Source organism: Asticcacaulis aquaticus, from assembly GCF_028550415.1.
Taxonomy (GTDB): Bacteria; Pseudomonadota; Alphaproteobacteria; order Caulobacterales; family Caulobacteraceae; genus Asticcacaulis; species Asticcacaulis aquaticus.
This window is the reverse complement of record NZ_JAQQKX010000004.1, coordinates 174512-190201: the sequence shown is the minus strand read 5'-3', so window position 1 is coordinate 190201 and position 15690 is coordinate 174512. Positions and strand designations below refer to the sequence as shown.

Genomic DNA, 15690 nt, shown 5'->3' with positions numbered 1-15690 from the left:
ATTGAACCCGTTTTATGCCGTCAAAAGGGTTAAGAGCGGTTTACCATGACCAGGATTATCAAGCCGATTTCAACAAATCTGCCACGCCATGACCGAGGATCAGCAGTGCAATCAGACCCAGCAGACACCCCACGAACAACTCGAAATATTCGCGGTTTCGGCCCCGGCTGAGAAGCTGCGTCAGGGCCAGTCCGCTCAGGCCGTAGGTGGTCATGGTGATGACGTCCATGCCGATGGCGGTGGCGGCGAAAACCGGCATCTGCGTCGTCATCGGCCGGCCGAGATCGAGAAACGGCGGCAGAACGGCAGTGAAAAACAGCGTCACCTTGGGATTCAGAAACTGGACCATGAAGCCGTCTTTCCACGTCGCCCACAGGCTTTGCGGAATTTGATCCGTTGTCGGAACATCGAGCTCATGCGCGGTATGCGATTTGCGGGCGCGGACGGTCTTATAGGCGATCCACAGCAGATAGAGGGCGCCACCGAAGGTCATCAGATGGAAAATGACCGGGACGGTGGTGATCAGGATGTGCAGCCCGAACGCGGCCATGACGAACCAGATCAGGGTGGCGCTGTTGATGCCGAACACGCCCATCAGGACGCGCGGCACCGACCGCTTCAGGCCGGTCGAAATGCAAAACAGGTTGGCCGGTCCCGGCGTGATGGCCATGAGCAGCATCGCCGCCAGAAAGGCGGAGTATTTTGACGGATCGACGGGGAGCGAAGCAAACATGCCGCCTTATTTCGTATAAATCGAAACTTGTCGAGCCGTCTTAGTCCCCTCTCCCTTGAGGGAGAGGCGGGGCGGCCCGTGCCGTTAGGGTGAGGGGGAAATGCCTGATGCAAGTGCAGTAAAAATACGTTTTAAGCAGAGCGGGTTGAAAGAGTTCCCCCTCACCCGGTGCTAACGCACCACCCTCTCCCTCATGGAGAGGGGAGTCTATTTCGTATGGCTGACCACGGAGAATAGCTCGAACCGCTCTTTGCCCAATTGCCACATCTCGATCCGCACGGATGTCTCGGTGAAATCCAGCATATTGAACCCCTGAGGCTGTTTACGGATGCGCGTGGACATGGCCGTCGATGCACAGACGAACAGGGTCGTATGTCCGCCGGTCAGGCGCGTCTCGACATAGGCGTGGTGCTGATGTCCGGCCAGCACGATATCGATCTTCGTTTCATCAATGGTTTTCAATAGCTTGTCGGCATTGAACACCGTGATATCGAGCGGAAAATCCTTCGGATTGAGCAGGGGGTGGTGCACAGTCAGCAGCCGCCACGGTGCGGTCGAGGTGGCGAAGGTCTCGGCAATGTCATGGCGTTGCGCGGCGCTGATCGAGCCATAGGCCCAGTTGGTGGCCGGCAGGATCATACGCGCGCTATTGATGCCCTTGATATCGACCAGATCGCTGCGCAGGACCGGATTCATGTCCTCCCGCAGATATTTCTTATAGCGCCGCCACGGGGCGATGAAACGCATCACATCCATGCCGGGCAGGTCGTGATTGCCGGGGATGATGAACACCGGCACGGGCAGAAGATTGAAAAAATCGCGGGCTTCGACAAATTCGGCCGTCAAGGCGTGCTGGGTGATGTCGCCTGAGGCCAGCACCAGATCGGGTTTGGTTTCGATCAGGTGCGACAGGAGGGTTTCGGTCACGCGGCGGTCGTGGGCTCCGAAATGCAGGTCCGAGATATGAGCGATCTTCATGCCGCGTCCTTTGGCACAAGGAGCTTCACACCGCGCGGTTTGAGTTTGAATTCCAGCGGGGTTTTCAGCTCCAGCACCTCGCCGTCGATGGAGACCAGTTGTTTGTTATGGCCGGACCACAAGGTCAGGGCTTTGGCGGTCAGTTCGACCAGATCGGGGTCTTTTTTCCAGTCCCCGACCAGAAGCCGGGTGACGAAGCGCAGATGCGAGCCGCGCGTTCGGGTGGTCGAAATATAGGCGGCCAGCTCGCCGCCCTGAAGGTTATCACGCTTGAAATTGTTCTGGCTGAGCAGGTCGGAATCGGCGAAGCGATTGGCGGCGACGACGGCGGCGGGCGAGCGGAACTTTTTCATCTTCTTGCCGATTTGCAGCACGATACGGTCGCCTTTATGCCGCTCGAAATGGTCGATAACAAACCAGAACAGTTGCGGGATCAGGACGAGGATATTGCGGCTGCGGTTTTCTTCGCGAAAGACCGAGGCTTCGGGCATGGTGCCGATCGAGGCGCAGCACAGGAACATCTCGTCATTGACAAAACCGGCGTCGATGGCGGTCTCAATTGCCCCTTCGGCGTATTTGGACAGGGCCGCCTGAAGCGTATCGATCGACAGGTCCTTGGCCAGCAGGTTCATGGTGCCGAACGGCAGGATGCCAAACGCCTTGCTCTTTTTGCTCAGGGATACCGCGCACGAGCGCAGGGTGCCGTCGCCGCCGCCAACCAGCAGGGGCGTATCGCTTTTGGCAAAGCGCACCAGATTGGCTTCCATGTCGTCGGGTTCGGAAAAGCAGAGTTCGGCAACGGCCATGCCGCTGGCCTCGATGGCGGCTTCGATGGCGGGCTGGCCCATATTGAGGACGGTCCCGGCCTTACCGTTGATCAGTATATTGAATGCAGTGCCCATGCCTCCGGTGTGCCGGGCAGGGTGCAAAGATTCAATGTGTGGGTATTGATGGCAATTTATGCCATTTAATGGCATGATAGGTTTTACAGGAGCCTAACGATGCAGAGCATGAATATTTCGCTGCCCGAACCCTTAAAGCAATTCGTCGATGGTCAGATTGCCGAAGGTCGTTACAGCAGCGTTAGCGAATATGTCCGTGAACTGATCCGCGCCGATGAAAAGCGCAAGGCAGAGGCACGACTTGAAGCCTTGCTGATGGAGGGTTTGGCGTCGCCGGAATCAGAGTTCCAAGCCAGTGACTGGGCCGATATTCGGAAAGAGGCGATGGCGCGGCTGGCATTGAAGCAGAGCAAGCCCTGATGCCGGTTGTCCGCAAGCGCGAAAGTGCGCGTCGCGACCTTGTCGAGCATTTTGTCTATCTGGCCGAAGAGGCCGGGATGGCAACGGCAGACCGTTTTCTGGAAAACGCGGAGACGACATTCGCTGAACTGGCTGAATTTCCGGCTTCGGGTCGTCGACTTGATCTTGAAGCGGCGATTTTGAAAGACATGCGCGTCTGGCGTATCAAAGACTTTGAAAACTGGCGTGTGTTCTACATTCCTGAAGCGAACGGCGTTTCGATTGTCCGCGTCCTTCATGCCTCACGCGAATGGTGGGCGATACTCTCCGATTAAAGTTATGGGGTGTGGGGTCCGTGACCCCACGAAACCGTTACTCAAAGAAAAACCCCTTCGGAAAACCGAAGGGGTTTTTCTCTGAAGATAAGACTTGGGGCCGCAGGCCCCAAACCCCATAACTATTTCGCGTCACGTGCGTCACGCTTAGCGGCGACACGAAGGCGAAGGGCGTTGAGCTTGATGAAGCCCGCCGCGTCGCGGTGATCGTAGGCGACCTTGCCTTCTTCGAAGGTGACCAGATCCTGATCGTACAGCGAATAGGGGCTTTCGCGGCCGATGATCGTCGTGTTGCCCTTGTAGAGCTTCACTGTGACGCGGCCGGTGACCTTGGCCTGAGAATAGTCGATGGCGGCTTGCAGCATTTCGCGCTCGGGCGAGAACCAGAAACCGTTATAGACCAGCGACGCATATTTCGGCATCAGCTCGTCCTTCAGGTGCATGGCCCCACGGTCCAGCGTGATCGACTCGATGCCGCGGTGGGCGGCCAGCAGGATCGTGCCGCCGGGGGTCTCATAGACGCCGCGCGACTTCATGCCGACGAAGCGGTTCTCAACCAGGTCCAGACGACCGACGCCGTTGTCGTGGCCGAGCTGGTTCAGCTTGGTGAGCAGGGCGGCAGGCGACAGGGCTTCGCCGTCGATGGCGACCGGATCGCCTTTTTCGAAGTCGATGGTGAAGACGGTCGGGGTATCCGGCGCGGCTTCCGGGGCGATGGTGCGCTGATAGACGAATTCCGGGGCTTCGACCGCCGGGTCTTCCAGCACCTTGCCTTCGGAAGACGAGTGCAGCAGGTTGGCGTCGACCGAGAACGGCGCGTCGCCGCGCTTGTCCTTGGCGATGGGGATCTGGTGCTGTTCGGCAAAGGCCAGCAGGGATTCGCGCGAGGCGAAGTCCCATTCGCGCCACGGGGCGATGACGCGGATGTCGGGCTCAAGGCCATAGTAGCCCAGCTCGAAACGGACCTGATCGTTGCCCTTACCCGTCGCGCCGTGGCAGACGGCGTCGGCGCCGACCTTGCGGGCGATTTCGATCTGCTTCTTGGCGATCAGCGGGCGGGCGATCGAGGTGCCGAGCAGGTACTGGCCTTCATAGACCGTGTTGGCGCGGAACATCGGGAAGACGAAGTCGCGCACGAACTCTTCGCGCAGGTCTTCGATATAGATGTTTTCCGGCTTGATGCCGAGCAGTTCGGCCTTTTTGCGCGCCGGTTCCAGCTCTTCGCCCTGACCGAGGTCGGCGGTGAAGGTGACGACTTCGGCGCCGTATTCGGTTTGCAGCCACTTCAGGATGATCGAGGTGTCCAGACCGCCCGAATAGGCGAGGACGACTTTCTTGACGGGCTTTTCAGCGGGGGAGGTCATAAGGCAAACCACTCCGGTTGGGGGGCGAAAACTATTGTCCGCGCGTTTAAGACCAGAGGGGCTACGATGCAAGTTTGTTTGTCGCTATCGGCAAACAAACTTGCTTAGCTAAAAAGAGAAAAAGTCTCGACGGGCCGCCCCGAGAGACTTTTTCACGATATTGAAAAGGGGGCACATGGGGGAAAATCCTTTTCCCCCATGATCAAACGCTGACTTGAGTGCCTAATTCCACCACCCGGCCCGGCGGGATATGGAAGAACTCCGTCGGGTTGGTCGCGTTGCGCATCAGGAAGATATATAGCCGGTCCTGCCACAGCGGCATCCCCGAATTGGCCGAGGCCACCACTGAGCGACGGCCGAGGAAAAACGAGGTCGCCATGATGTCGAACTTAAGGCCCTGCTTGCGGCAGATGCCCAGCGCCTTGGGCAGGTTCGGGCTTTCCATGAAGCCGTAGCTGACCGTCAGCTTCTTGAAGTCGTCATTGAGCGACTCGATGGTGATGCGTTCGGACTCGTTGACGCGCGGAATGCTTTTGGTGTGGACGGTCAGGATGATGTTCTTCTCGTGCAGCACCTTGTTGTGCTTGAGATTGTGCATCAGGGCGACCGGGGCGACGTCGGGGTCCGAGGTCAGGAAAATCGCCGTGCCCGACACGCGGTGCGGCGGGCGGCTCTTGAGCATGTCGGCAAGGTCGGTCAGCGAGACGCTGTCGCGGCGGGACTTATCGAGCAGGATGTGCGAACCGCGTACCCACGTCGCCATGACGGTGAACAGGCACGCTCCGATCAGCACTGGCAACCAGCCGCCGGAGAAGAAGCGCAGCATGTTGGCGCTGAGGAAGGCGAGGTCGAGGATGGCGAAGGGAATGATGAAGGCCAGTACGCGCGGCCAGCCCCATTTCCACATCTGACGCATGACGATGGCCGCCATCAGCGTCGTGACGACCATGGTGCCGGTGACGGCCAAACCATAGGCATGGGCCAGAGCCGACGAGGTCTGGAAGGTGACCATGACAACCATGACGCCGACCAGCAGCATCGAATTGAGCTGCGGCACGAATATCTGGCCTTCCTGCGTTTCCGAGGTCCGCTTGACGTTCAGGCGCGGCAGAAGACCGAGCTGGATCGCCTGCTGCGTCAGGGAGAACGCACCGGTGATAACGGCTTGCGAGGCGACGACGGTGGCCAGACCGGCCAGCAGGACCAGCGGCAAACGCAGCGCCAGCGGGGCCATTTCGAAGAACCAGTTCAGTTCCTCGAACGGCGCGCCCGACGCCTGAGACGCCGATAGGACGTTGAGCGCCAAGGCACCCTGACCCAGATAGTTGAGCGCCAGACAGGGCAGAACGAAGAACAGCCAGGCGGCCTGAATCGGCCAGCGCCCGAAATGGCCCATATCGGCGGTCAGGGCCTCGGCCCCGGTCACCGTCAGGAACACCGCGCCCAGTACGATGAACCCGGCCAGACCGTGCTCCATCAGGAACTCGACCGCGTACCACGGATTGATGGCGATCAGGATTTCCGGACGACCGGCGAACTGCATGACGCCAAGGACGGCCATGACGGTGAACCAGACGAGACAGACCGGTCCGAACAGCAGGCCGACCTTGGCCGTGCCCTTGCTCTGGAAGCTGAACAGGCCGATCAGCATGACACCCGCGATGAGGAGAACCATCTCGGTTGAGATACGGCCTTCGAGCGCCGGAATGGTGCGCAGACCCTCGACCGCCGACAGCACCGACATGGCGGGGGTGATCACCGCGTCGCCGTAGAACAGCGCCGCGCCGATGATGCCGAGTGTAAAGACGATGGCCGTGCGCTTGCCGATGGCGCGCTGGGCCAGGGCCATGAGCGACAGGACCCCGCCTTCGCCCTTGTTGTCGGCGCGCATGATGAAGCCGACATATTTCACCGTCACGACGAGGATCATCGCCCACAGGGCCAGCGACACGACGCCGAGGATTTCCGAGCGCGTCACCCCATCATGGGCGGCGGCGGCCAGGGCTTCCTTGAAGGCGTAGAGCGGCGAGGTGCCGATATCGCCGAACACCACGCCGACCGACCCGATGGCCAAAGCCCAGAAACCGGCATGATGCCCGTTGCTGTGCTGTCCGTTCGACTCGTGATGTGCGGATTTGTGTGCGGCGCCTTTGTCCGCTTCGCCGGTCGTGCCGGTGGTGTCCGAAGCCCCGGAAGATGGGCTGGCTTCGGAAGGGGGAACCCCGATCATGCAAACTCTCCTGAGGCCCCGCAAAATGCGCGGTCCTCGCTTGAACGGCGCGCTCCATACGCCCATTTCAGACAGGTTTCAATCCACAATCCCGCACAGGCGAAGAGCCGTGTGCGCAGCAACCTATGCTAAAAGGGGTTAACAGCCGGAATCCGCATGATTATCGCCCTGTTGTAGCCGAAAACCGGTTCCCACTTTTCGGCACAGGGCTCATGGTTCTCGCCCTGTTGTAGCCGAAAACCGGTTCCCACTTTTCGGCTCAGGGCTCATGGTTCTCGCCCTGTTGTAACCGAAAACCGGTTCCCACTTTTCGGCACAGGGCTCATGGTTCTCGCCCTGTTGTAGCCGAAAACCGGTTCCCACTTTTCGGCACAGGGCTCTAGGAATAAGCCCTGAATTATCGTAACAAGAGTACAACCATGTCCGACAGTCAAAGATTTCCTGTTGCCGCGCACACCCTCGCCTATCTGGCGCACAAGGGGGCCTATTCGCGCGAACAGGCGGTTTCCTCGTCGGTGCTGGCGGCGTCGATCCCGACCAATCCGGTCGTCATCCGCCGCATGACCACGCAATTGGCCAAGGCCGGGCTGGTCAATACCTGTTCCGGCGTTGCCGGGGGGACGTGGCTGCTGAAAAACGCCGGTGAGATCAAGCTCGACGAAGTGCTGCACGCCGTAAACGGCTGCGCGCATCTGGGCTCGGCACCTCCCGGGGCCGATGGCTGCCCCGTCGGTCAGGCCATACCCAAGGCCGTGTCGGGTGCGATGAAGGAAGCCAATTCCGCCGCCACCGCCGCCTTGTCCAAAATCACCGTCGCTGATCTGATCAGGAATATCTGAGGTATCTGAATGCGCCGCCTTGTCCTCATTACCGGTGCGACTTCGGGCATAGGGCTGGCCTTCGCCCGTGTCTATGCCTCGCACGGCTGGGACGTGGTCGTGACGGGCCGCCGTCAGGAGCGGCTGGAAAAGCTGGTCGAGGAGATTCGTCTGCGCTTCGGCGTCGAGGCGCACTTCATCGCCGCTGATCTGGCCGAGGCCGGTACACCGCAGAAACTGGTCGATTTCGTCACCGCGCTCGGGCGCAAGGTCGACGGGCTGGTCAACAACGCCGGGTACGGTTTACCGGAAGGTTTTGTCGGTAATGATTTCGCTGCGCACGAAACCTTCATGCGGGTGCTGATGCAGGCCCCGACCGAGCTGGCCCATCTGGTCCTGCCGGGGATGATCGAGCAGAAATTCGGCCGCATCATCAATGTGGCGTCTCTGGCCTCGTACCTGCCCGCGTCGCCCGGCGACACGCTCTATGCCCCGGCCAAGGCCTATCTGACGCGGTTTTCGCAAGGTCTGCACCTTGAGGCGCGCGACCATAATGTCCACGTCTCGGCCCTGTGTCCGGGCTATACCTATTCGGAGTTCCACGATGTGACCGGTTCGCGCCGCATCATCAGCCAGAACACGCCGGAATGGATGTGGATGGGTGCCGACGAGGTCGCGCGCGAAGGCTATCAGGCGGCGGAGGCCAATCGCGCGATCTGCGTGCCGGGCGCGCCAAACAAGTTCCTGTCGGCAGTGCTGAAGATATTGCCGGACGACTGGTCGCTGGAACTGATTTCGAATCAGTTGCGACGCATGATGCGGTGACTTCTTATTCCTCCCTGGCTATGCCGGGGAGGGGGACCGCCGCGATTTATCGCGGGGGTGGTGGGGTATCTTGCGGAGGTTCATTGGCCACGATTGCAAGAAAGTAAGAACCCCCACCACCACATCTCGCCATTTCATGGCTCGTGCGGTCCCCCTCCCCAGCAAGCTGGGGAGGTATGATATAGGGTCTACTGCCCGCTGTACGGATGCGCGGCCGCTGGCACGATGATGTCGTGCGTGATGACGCTGACGGCGGAAATAATGATCTGGATCGCCAGCGCGCACAGGATCAGGCCCAGTACCCGGATCACCACTACCATCCCGACGCGGCCCAGCAGCTTCGAAATTGATCCGGAAAAGAAGAAGGCCAGCATGGTCGCCAGCGCCGCCGAAACGATCGCGCCCAAGCCCACCGCCATGCCGGTGACGCCCCACTTCTGCGCTTCGCCGGCCTGAATGATAACGGTCGAAATCGCGCCCGGTCCGATCAAAAGCGGAATGGCAAAGGGCACGACGAACTTCTCGAACGATTTTTTGGCGCGGTCGCGGCCCCGCAAAGGCATCCCATGCGCGTCGAGGGTCTCTTCGGTAAGCGACTCGGTTTCCTCGAACATCGACAGGAAGTCGCCGCGTGTCATGTCGAGCCCGAGCAGGAACAGCAATATGCCGCCCGCGATCCTGAACGCGTCCATCGAAATGCCAAAGAACTGCAGCAGGCCAAGGCCGGTGAAGAAGAAGAAGCTGAGGAACAGGGCGGCAAAGGCCGAGATATAGACGATCAGCCAGCGGCGCGACGAATCCGACTGCGTCCGCGTGGCGGCGGCGAAGATCGGCACATTGCCGATGGGATCAAGCAGCGCGAACAGCGTAATGAAAAAGTTGACGTAAAGCTCAACCAGGCCCATGACGCTCCCCTGAATGCCAGCGCAGGGTTTGTCTGTACCAAACCTGCGCATCTGGTTACAGGAAAAACTTTCGGAGTCTCTCATGTCCCTCCCTGCCGATCCCCGCATTATCGTCGCCCTTGATGAGCCCGATCTGGACTCGGCGCGGGCCCTGGTCGCGCGGCTGGGCGATCACGTCAGCTTCTACAAGATCGGCCTGACCTTGCTGGGCAAGGGCGGTTATGCGCTGGTCGAAGAACTGGGCGCGCAAGGCAAACAGGTGTTTCAGGACTGGAAACTGCACGATATCGGGGCGCAGGTCGAAGGCGCGGCACAGGCGATTTCGTCGGGCGTCTGCGACATGCTGACCGTCCATGCCGAGCCGCAAGTCATGGCGGCGGCGGTCAAGGGGCGGGTGGACAACACTAAACTTCTGGGGGTGACGGTGATGACCAGCCTGACTCAGGCGCATCTGGATGACATGGGCTACGGCATGGCGCTCGAAGACCTCGTCAAGCGCCGCGTCGATCAGGCGGTCGAAGCGGGGATGGACGGCGTGGTCGCCAGCCCGCACGAAGCGGCCATGATCCGTGCCCGGGTACCGGCTGAGTTCCTGATCGTGACGCCGGGGGTTAGACCGTCGTGGGCGGACGCCAACGATCAGCAGCGGATCGCGACTCCGGCGGATGCCATCCGCAACGGGGCCTCACACATGGTCATCGGTCGCCCGATCACCCGCGCCGCCGATCCGGTTGAGGCTGTGCAGAAGATATTGGCGGAGTTGGCGTAATTTCATACCTCCCTGCGCTTGCGCGGGGAGGGGGGCCATCAAGCGAAGCGTAGATGGTGGTGGGGTATCTTACATTGTTTCAGCAGTCTCGCTCGTAAATAAGTAAGAACGCCCACCACCACATCTCACCCGCTATGCGGGCTCGTGCGGTCCCCCTCCCCGACAAGTCGGGGAGGTATAAGCTTTAGAAATCCACCGCGATGCCCTTGCGTTCCCAGTCGCCGTAGCGCGTGGGTTCAGGGCCGCTGGGGCCGCCTTCCTCGATGGCTTTCAGGCGCTCGACTTCGGCCTGAGCGCGACGTTCTTCGGCCTCGGCCAGAGCGCGCTGGGCGGCAGGCGTCAAAATCTTCGCGGGCGCTTCGATTTTTTCTTCCGATTCAAACGATTGCGGGGCGGATTCGTCGTGATTTTCGGATGACATATTTGTAATCGCCTTAAATTCAACGCGGGTTTCCCTATATTTAGACCTGAAGGATTGCCGTCGCAATCCAATATAGGAGCTTACACCCCGATGAACCCGTTCAAGACCTTTATGCTACTGGCAGGGATGACCGCGCTGTTCGGCGTGATCGGTCTGGCTATCGGCGGGCCTGCGGGTATGCTGATCGCGCTGGGCCTTGCCTTGGCCATGAACGCCTTCGCCTACTGGAATTCCGACAAGATGGTGCTTAAGGCCTATCAGGCCGAGCCCGTCGATCCGCGGCAAGCCACCGGCCTGATCCGCGACTATTACAATGACATCGCCGAGATGAGCCAGCGCGCAGGTCTGCCCATGCCGGCGGTTTACGTCATCCATAACGATCAACCGAACGCCTTTGCCACCGGCCGGAATCCGCAAAACGCTGCCGTGGCCGCGACGACGGGACTTCTGCGCGCGCTCGACCGGTCGGAAATCCGTGGCGTCATGGCGCACGAACTGGCCCACGTGAAGAACCGCGACACCCTGATCATGACGATCACCGCGACGATTGCCGGTGCGATCTCGTCTCTGGCCAATTTCGCCATGTTCTTTGGCGCGGGCAACAGCGACGATGAGGATGGCATCAATCCGATCGCCGCGATCCTGATGGCGATCCTCGCGCCCATCGCCGCCATGCTGGTTCAGATGGCGATCAGCCGGACACGCGAATACGAAGCCGACAAGCTGGGCGGCGAAATCTGCGGCGATCCGGAAAGTCTGGCGCGTGCCTTGCGCAAGATTGAGAACTTCGCGCACGGCATCCCCAACCACGAGGCGGAACGCAATCCCGCCTCGGCGCACATGTTCATCATCAACCCGCTGTCAGGTCGCCGGATGGACAATCTTTTCTCGACCCATCCGGCCACGGACAATCGCGTCCGCGCGCTGATGGATCTGGCGGTGCGCATGGGGGGTCGCGGTAAGAGCGCGTCGGGTGGCTTTACGAGCGTGCCGACAACGCCTATGAGCTAATTCTCTCTCTCCCTCTCCCTTGAGGGAGAGGGCCGGGGTGAGGGGGAACTGTCAGCCAAGAGCGCGGTTCTGCCTTTCCCCCCTCACCCGGCCTTTCAGGCCACCCTCTCCCTCAGGGAGAGGGAATAACGCCCAGCATCTTAGAGTAAGATATGTCCCTCCCGCCTAAAAAGCCGACCTTCAAAAAACCTGCCTTCAAAAAAGCCCCGTTCAAAAAACCGTCCCCCGGTGACCGGCCCATCAAGGCCCCCAAGCCTGCGCCGGACGAGTCGATGGACAACGATATCGGCCTCAATGCCCGTCTGGGCGCCTTGAAGCTGATCGAGGCGGCGCTCGACCATCGCGGCGGCTTTGACGAAGCGGGATCGACCGCCGAATTCCTCAAGCTGTCGGACAGCGAGCGCGCCTTTGCCCGCGCTCTGGCGCTGCTGGTGCTGCGCCGTCTGGGGCACCTCGACCACATCATCCATAACAAGACCCAGAAGATGCCGCCCGAAGCCGTGCGCGCCCTATTGCGTATCGGCATGGCGCAGATCTTCTTCATGCAGGTCCCCGATTTCGCCGCCGTTTCGACTACGGTCAAGATCGCCGAGCGCGACAACAAGACGCGTCCGTTCAAGGGCCTGATCAACGCCATCCTGCGCGGCCTGATCCGCGAAGGCGGCCTGCGCGACGTCAATCCGAAGAAGCTGATGCCCGACTGGCTGTGGCAGCGCTGGCTGCAAACCTATGGCGAGGACAATGTCGCGGCCATGGCCAATGTCCTGACCGAGGAACCGGCGACCGACCTCAGCTTCCGCAACAGCGCCGACCGCGACCGCCTGCTGGAGAAACTGGAAGGCGAGGCCATCGGCGAGCTGAATATGCGTTCCAGCCTGCGCGGCGATCTGCGTCATTGGGAAGCTTACGAGGACGGCCTGTGGTGGGTGCAGGACATCGCCGCCGCGACGCCGGTCAATCTGCTCGGTGATCTGACCGGTAAGACCGCGCTCGATGTCTGCGCGGCACCGGGCGGTAAGACCGTGCAACTGGTCGCCAAGGGCGCGTCGGTGGTGGCCATCGACCGGTCGAAGAACCGTCTCAAGCGCGTCGAAGACAACCTGAAACGCCTCGGCATGACCGCCGAAATCCACAATGCCGATGCGGCCTCCTTCGACGATCCGCGTCAGTTCGATGTCGTGCTGGTCGACGCGCCCTGTTCGGCGACGGGCACCTATCGCCGTCAGCCGGATGTGCTGTGGGGCTCGAAACCCGCCGATGTCGCCAAGCTGGCCGACGTGCAGCACCGACTGCTCGACGCTCTGGCCGACCGCGTCGCGCCGAACGGCGACCTTGTTTACTGCACCTGTTCGCTGGAGCGCGAGGAGGGCGAAACGCAGATTCTGGCCTTCCTGCGCCGGAACAAGGCCTTTACGCTGGTCAAACACACCGCCGATCAACACCCGGATATTCCCGCCGCCTCAATTGCGCCCGAAGGCTGGTTGAGATTGCTGCCGCATCAGCGTAAGGGAGGTCAGGACGGGTTCTTTATCGCCCACCTCAAGCGCAATCCAGTTTAAAAGTTACGCCCATGACGACGCCCCTGATCTGCCCCTCCATCCTCGCCTCGGATTTCTCGAAACTGGGCGAAGAGGTCCGCGCCATCGACGCCGCCGGGGCCGACTGGATTCACATCGACGTTATGGACGGTCACTTCGTGCCGAATATCACCATCGGGCCGGACGTGGTGAAGTCTCTGCGTCCGCATACGCAGAAGATCTTCGACGTCCACCTGATGGTCGCACCGGTCGATCCGTATCTCGAAGCCTTCCGCAATGCCGGGGCGGACATCATGAGCGTACACCCGGAATCGGGGCCGCACCTGCACCGGACCCTGCGTCAGATTAGGCACCTCGGCGCAAAGGCCGGCGTCGTGCTCAATCCGGCGACGCCGCTGGAAGGGCTGGAATGGATCATGGACGATCTCGACCTGATTCTGATCATGAGCGTCAATCCGGGCTTCGGCGGCCAGAGCTTCATCGACACGCAGTTGCGCAAGATCGAGGCCGTGCGCCAAAAGCTCGACGCGCTGGGCCACCCGGCGATCCTTCAGGTCGATGGCGGTGTCAATCTGCAAAACGCGGCGTCGTGCGTCTCCGCCGGCGCGACGGCGCTGGTTGCTGGGACTGCCGTCTTCAAGGGCGGTCCGTCGGCCTATGCCTCGAACATCAAGACCCTGAAAGGCCTGTAACGAGAGATGCAGGCCTACGAGCAGCCTATCGCCATTGCCGGTCAGGTCGTGCCGCGCGCGCCGTGGTGGCGGGTGGTGCGGGCCTGGGCGCGGCGTCAGATCGCCGCCGAGGTCTATGGCATGCCGGGCTACGGCCTGACGCTCAAGGGGCCGTCGATCGAAGGTTTTATCGCCGCACCGCACGAAATCCGCCCGGCGGTCGCCACGACCGGCAAGGCGATGATGGCGGGCCGCTATACGCTCGGCGGGGCGCGGATGAGCACGCAGGGCTCCGGCGATCCATGGAACCGACCGTCGCCGACACGCTCCTTTGCCATTGAACTGCACCGTTTCTGCTGGCTGCGCCACCTGCTGACCCAGGGCGAGGACGGCGTCAAGGAAGGCCTGCGCCTGTTTCTCCTGTGGGAAAAGACCTTCCGCACCTGGACGCCGTTCGTCTGGTCGCAGGAGGTCATGGCGCGCCGCCTGATCAATCTGAGCATTTTCGCCCGCCGACTGGCCGCCTATGCGTCGGAGGATGAGGCGCAGATTCTGGCGCGGTCGATGGCCGAGCAAGCGCGGCAATTGTGGCGTCTGCCGCGACATCTGGCGTGGTATACACAAAAGGCCACGGCGCTGGTGCTGGTCGGCTGCGTCCTGTCCGGCCACGTCGGCGATCGCTTGCGCCGCAAGGGTCTGCGCATCCTGCCCAAGGCGTTGAAGCGCGCCATCATGGCCGATGGCTCGCATGCCTCGCGCAGCCCGCAGGCGGGTCTGGAGCTTCTCTACGACCTGCTGCTGATCGAGGATGCCCTCAATCAGCGCGGTCTGGCTATCCCCGAATATCTTGAGGTCGCCATCGAGCGCCTGAGCCGCTTCGTGCGCACACTTTCACATCCCGACGGGTCGTTGTGCGCGTTCCAGGGCGGCGAGTCGGTCGACGGCGAGTCGGTCGCCCCGGCGTTGCTGCACGAAGATAAACGGCCTCTGGCCCTGTCGAACCTGCCGCTGTCGCTGGAACACGGGCGCTATCACCGGATGCTGGGGCGCTCGCTCAGTGTGTTCGTCGATGCGGGTGAGCCGAAGCCCGGTGTGTTGGGTTACGGCGCCTGCGACCACCCGATGAATTTCGAGGTGTCCGGCGGGCGCGACAAACTGTTCGTTACCCCCGGCTGGTCGTCGCAGCAATCGGATCAGCATGGCTTCCGCGTGGTGTCGGCGTCCAACAGCCTGACCATCGGTGAAGGCGTCATCCTCAGCCCGATCACCGGCAAGTTCGGCGAATTGTTGCACTTTACGCTGGAGGGGCTGCGTTATCGCATCCGCTCGCGCCGCATCGAATCCGACGATTCCGGTTCGCTGCTGGAGATGGAACACGAAGGCTGGCGACCGCAGTTCGGCCTCAAGCACGAGCGTCGCCTCTATGTCGATCCGGGCCGTGACGAGCTGCGCGGTGAAGAGAAGATGATCCCGGTCGAGCCGAAAAAGGAACTGGCGGCCTCGGCGCCCTATGCGCTGCGCTTCCTGCTACACCCGGAGGTGCAGGCCTCTCTGGCGCGCGACAAGCGTTCGATCCTGCTGCGCGGTCCCGGCGGGCGCGGCTGGTGGTTGCGCCACGACGCCAAGGAAGTGGTAATCGAGGAGTCGGCGGTGTTCGACAAGGGCCTGCCGAAGAAGTCGACGACGTTATGTTTGCGTGGGATATGTCGGTTGGATACCCCGACGCGCATTCGCTGGAAGCTGTCCCCAGCGGAGGGATGATTTTATCCCCCTCTCCCTGAGGGAGAGGGTTGGGGTGAGGGGGAAATGGTAATCTTGCGCTCATGGCTAGCAGTCCCCCCTCACCCGGCC

Annotated in this window: 16 protein-coding genes; 9 read left to right on the top strand and 7 right to left on the bottom strand. The window is 61.3% G+C overall.

Going from position 1 to position 15690, the window contains the following annotated elements:
- Positions 1-58 precede the first annotated feature (58 nt).
- From PQU92_RS07060 to PQU92_RS07050, 3 genes are all read right to left on the bottom strand, one after another.
- Positions 59-733 (bottom strand): LysE family translocator, encoded by a 675-nt coding sequence (locus tag PQU92_RS07060; protein ID WP_272747511.1) that lies wholly within the window; start codon positions 731-733, stop codon positions 59-61.
- A 207-nt stretch (positions 734-940) separates the two neighbouring features.
- Entirely contained in the window at positions 941-1711 is a 771-nt protein-coding gene (locus PQU92_RS07055) for a metallophosphoesterase family protein (protein WP_272747510.1), read from the bottom strand.
- Complete coding sequence (locus PQU92_RS07050) at positions 1708-2613, bottom strand: diacylglycerol/lipid kinase family protein (RefSeq protein ID WP_272747509.1); 906 nt, start codon at positions 2611-2613, stop codon at positions 1708-1710. The genes PQU92_RS07055 and PQU92_RS07050 overlap by 4 nt, the downstream gene beginning before the upstream one ends.
- A 108-nt stretch (positions 2614-2721) precedes the next feature.
- On the opposite strand from PQU92_RS07050, the gene PQU92_RS07045 reads away from it, so the two are divergent.
- Together PQU92_RS07045 and PQU92_RS07040 are read left to right on the top strand one after the other, a co-directional pair.
- Positions 2722-2973 (top strand): type II toxin-antitoxin system ParD family antitoxin, encoded by a 252-nt coding sequence (locus PQU92_RS07045; protein WP_272747508.1) that lies wholly within the window; start codon positions 2722-2724, stop codon positions 2971-2973.
- Complete coding sequence (locus tag PQU92_RS07040; protein WP_272747507.1) at positions 2973-3287, top strand: type II toxin-antitoxin system RelE/ParE family toxin; 315 nt, start codon at positions 2973-2975, stop codon at positions 3285-3287. Before PQU92_RS07045 ends, PQU92_RS07040 begins: the two co-directional genes overlap by 1 nt.
- A gap of 122 nt (positions 3288-3409) precedes the next feature.
- Here PQU92_RS07040 and PQU92_RS07035 read toward each other — a convergent pair whose 3' ends face one another.
- A complete protein-coding gene (locus PQU92_RS07035; RefSeq protein ID WP_272747506.1) occupies positions 3410-4651 on the bottom strand; it encodes an argininosuccinate synthase in 1242 nt (413 codons plus the stop codon).
- A 202-nt stretch (positions 4652-4853) separates the two neighbouring features.
- A complete protein-coding gene (locus tag PQU92_RS07030) occupies positions 4854-6881 on the bottom strand; it encodes a potassium transporter Kup (protein ID WP_272747505.1) in 2028 nt (675 codons plus the stop codon).
- A 419-nt stretch (positions 6882-7300) separates the two neighbouring features.
- On the opposite strand from PQU92_RS07030, the gene PQU92_RS07025 reads away from it, so the two are divergent.
- On the top strand, positions 7301-7720 hold the full coding sequence (locus PQU92_RS07025; protein ID WP_272747504.1) for an Rrf2 family transcriptional regulator: 420 nt from the start codon (positions 7301-7303) through the stop codon (positions 7718-7720).
- A gap of 9 nt (positions 7721-7729) precedes the next feature.
- Positions 7730-8524, top strand: a complete 795-nt coding sequence (locus PQU92_RS07020) for an SDR family NAD(P)-dependent oxidoreductase (RefSeq protein WP_272747503.1) — start codon at positions 7730-7732, stop codon at positions 8522-8524.
- Between the two features lie 188 nt (positions 8525-8712).
- On the opposite strand, the gene PQU92_RS07015 is transcribed toward PQU92_RS07020, so the two are convergent.
- Positions 8713-9429, bottom strand: coding sequence for a MarC family protein (locus PQU92_RS07015; protein ID WP_272747502.1), 717 nt, complete (start codon positions 9427-9429; stop codon positions 8713-8715).
- An 82-nt stretch (positions 9430-9511) separates the two neighbouring features.
- Here PQU92_RS07015 and pyrF point away from each other — a divergent pair, with 82 nt between their 5' ends.
- On the top strand, positions 9512-10198 hold the full coding sequence (pyrF, locus tag PQU92_RS07010) for an orotidine-5'-phosphate decarboxylase (RefSeq protein ID WP_272747501.1): 687 nt from the start codon (positions 9512-9514) through the stop codon (positions 10196-10198).
- 184 nt (positions 10199-10382) lie between these two features.
- Here the strand turns inward: pyrF and PQU92_RS07005 are convergent, their stop codons facing one another.
- Positions 10383-10619, bottom strand: coding sequence for a DUF1674 domain-containing protein (locus PQU92_RS07005; protein ID WP_272747500.1), 237 nt, complete (start codon positions 10617-10619; stop codon positions 10383-10385).
- A gap of 90 nt (positions 10620-10709) precedes the next feature.
- Between PQU92_RS07005 and htpX the strand changes: the two genes are divergently transcribed.
- The 4 genes from htpX to PQU92_RS06985 all read left to right on the top strand — a co-directional run bounded on the left by htpX (position 10710) and on the right by PQU92_RS06985 (position 15600).
- Positions 10710-11630, top strand: a complete 921-nt coding sequence (gene htpX, locus PQU92_RS07000) for a zinc metalloprotease HtpX (RefSeq protein ID WP_272747499.1) — start codon at positions 10710-10712, stop codon at positions 11628-11630.
- A 152-nt stretch (positions 11631-11782) separates the two neighbouring features.
- The gene (locus PQU92_RS06995) at positions 11783-13189 is read left to right on the top strand and encodes an RsmB/NOP family class I SAM-dependent RNA methyltransferase (protein WP_272747498.1); all 1407 of its coding nucleotides are present in this window, start codon (positions 11783-11785) and stop codon (positions 13187-13189) included.
- Positions 13190-13200: 11 nt separating this feature from the next.
- The gene (rpe, locus tag PQU92_RS06990; protein ID WP_272747497.1) at positions 13201-13860 is read left to right on the top strand and encodes a ribulose-phosphate 3-epimerase; all 660 of its coding nucleotides are present in this window, start codon (positions 13201-13203) and stop codon (positions 13858-13860) included.
- Positions 13861-13866: 6 nt separating this feature from the next.
- Positions 13867-15600 (top strand): heparinase II/III family protein, encoded by a 1734-nt coding sequence (locus PQU92_RS06985; RefSeq protein WP_272747496.1) that lies wholly within the window; start codon positions 13867-13869, stop codon positions 15598-15600.
- Positions 15601-15690: the final 90 nt, after the last annotated feature.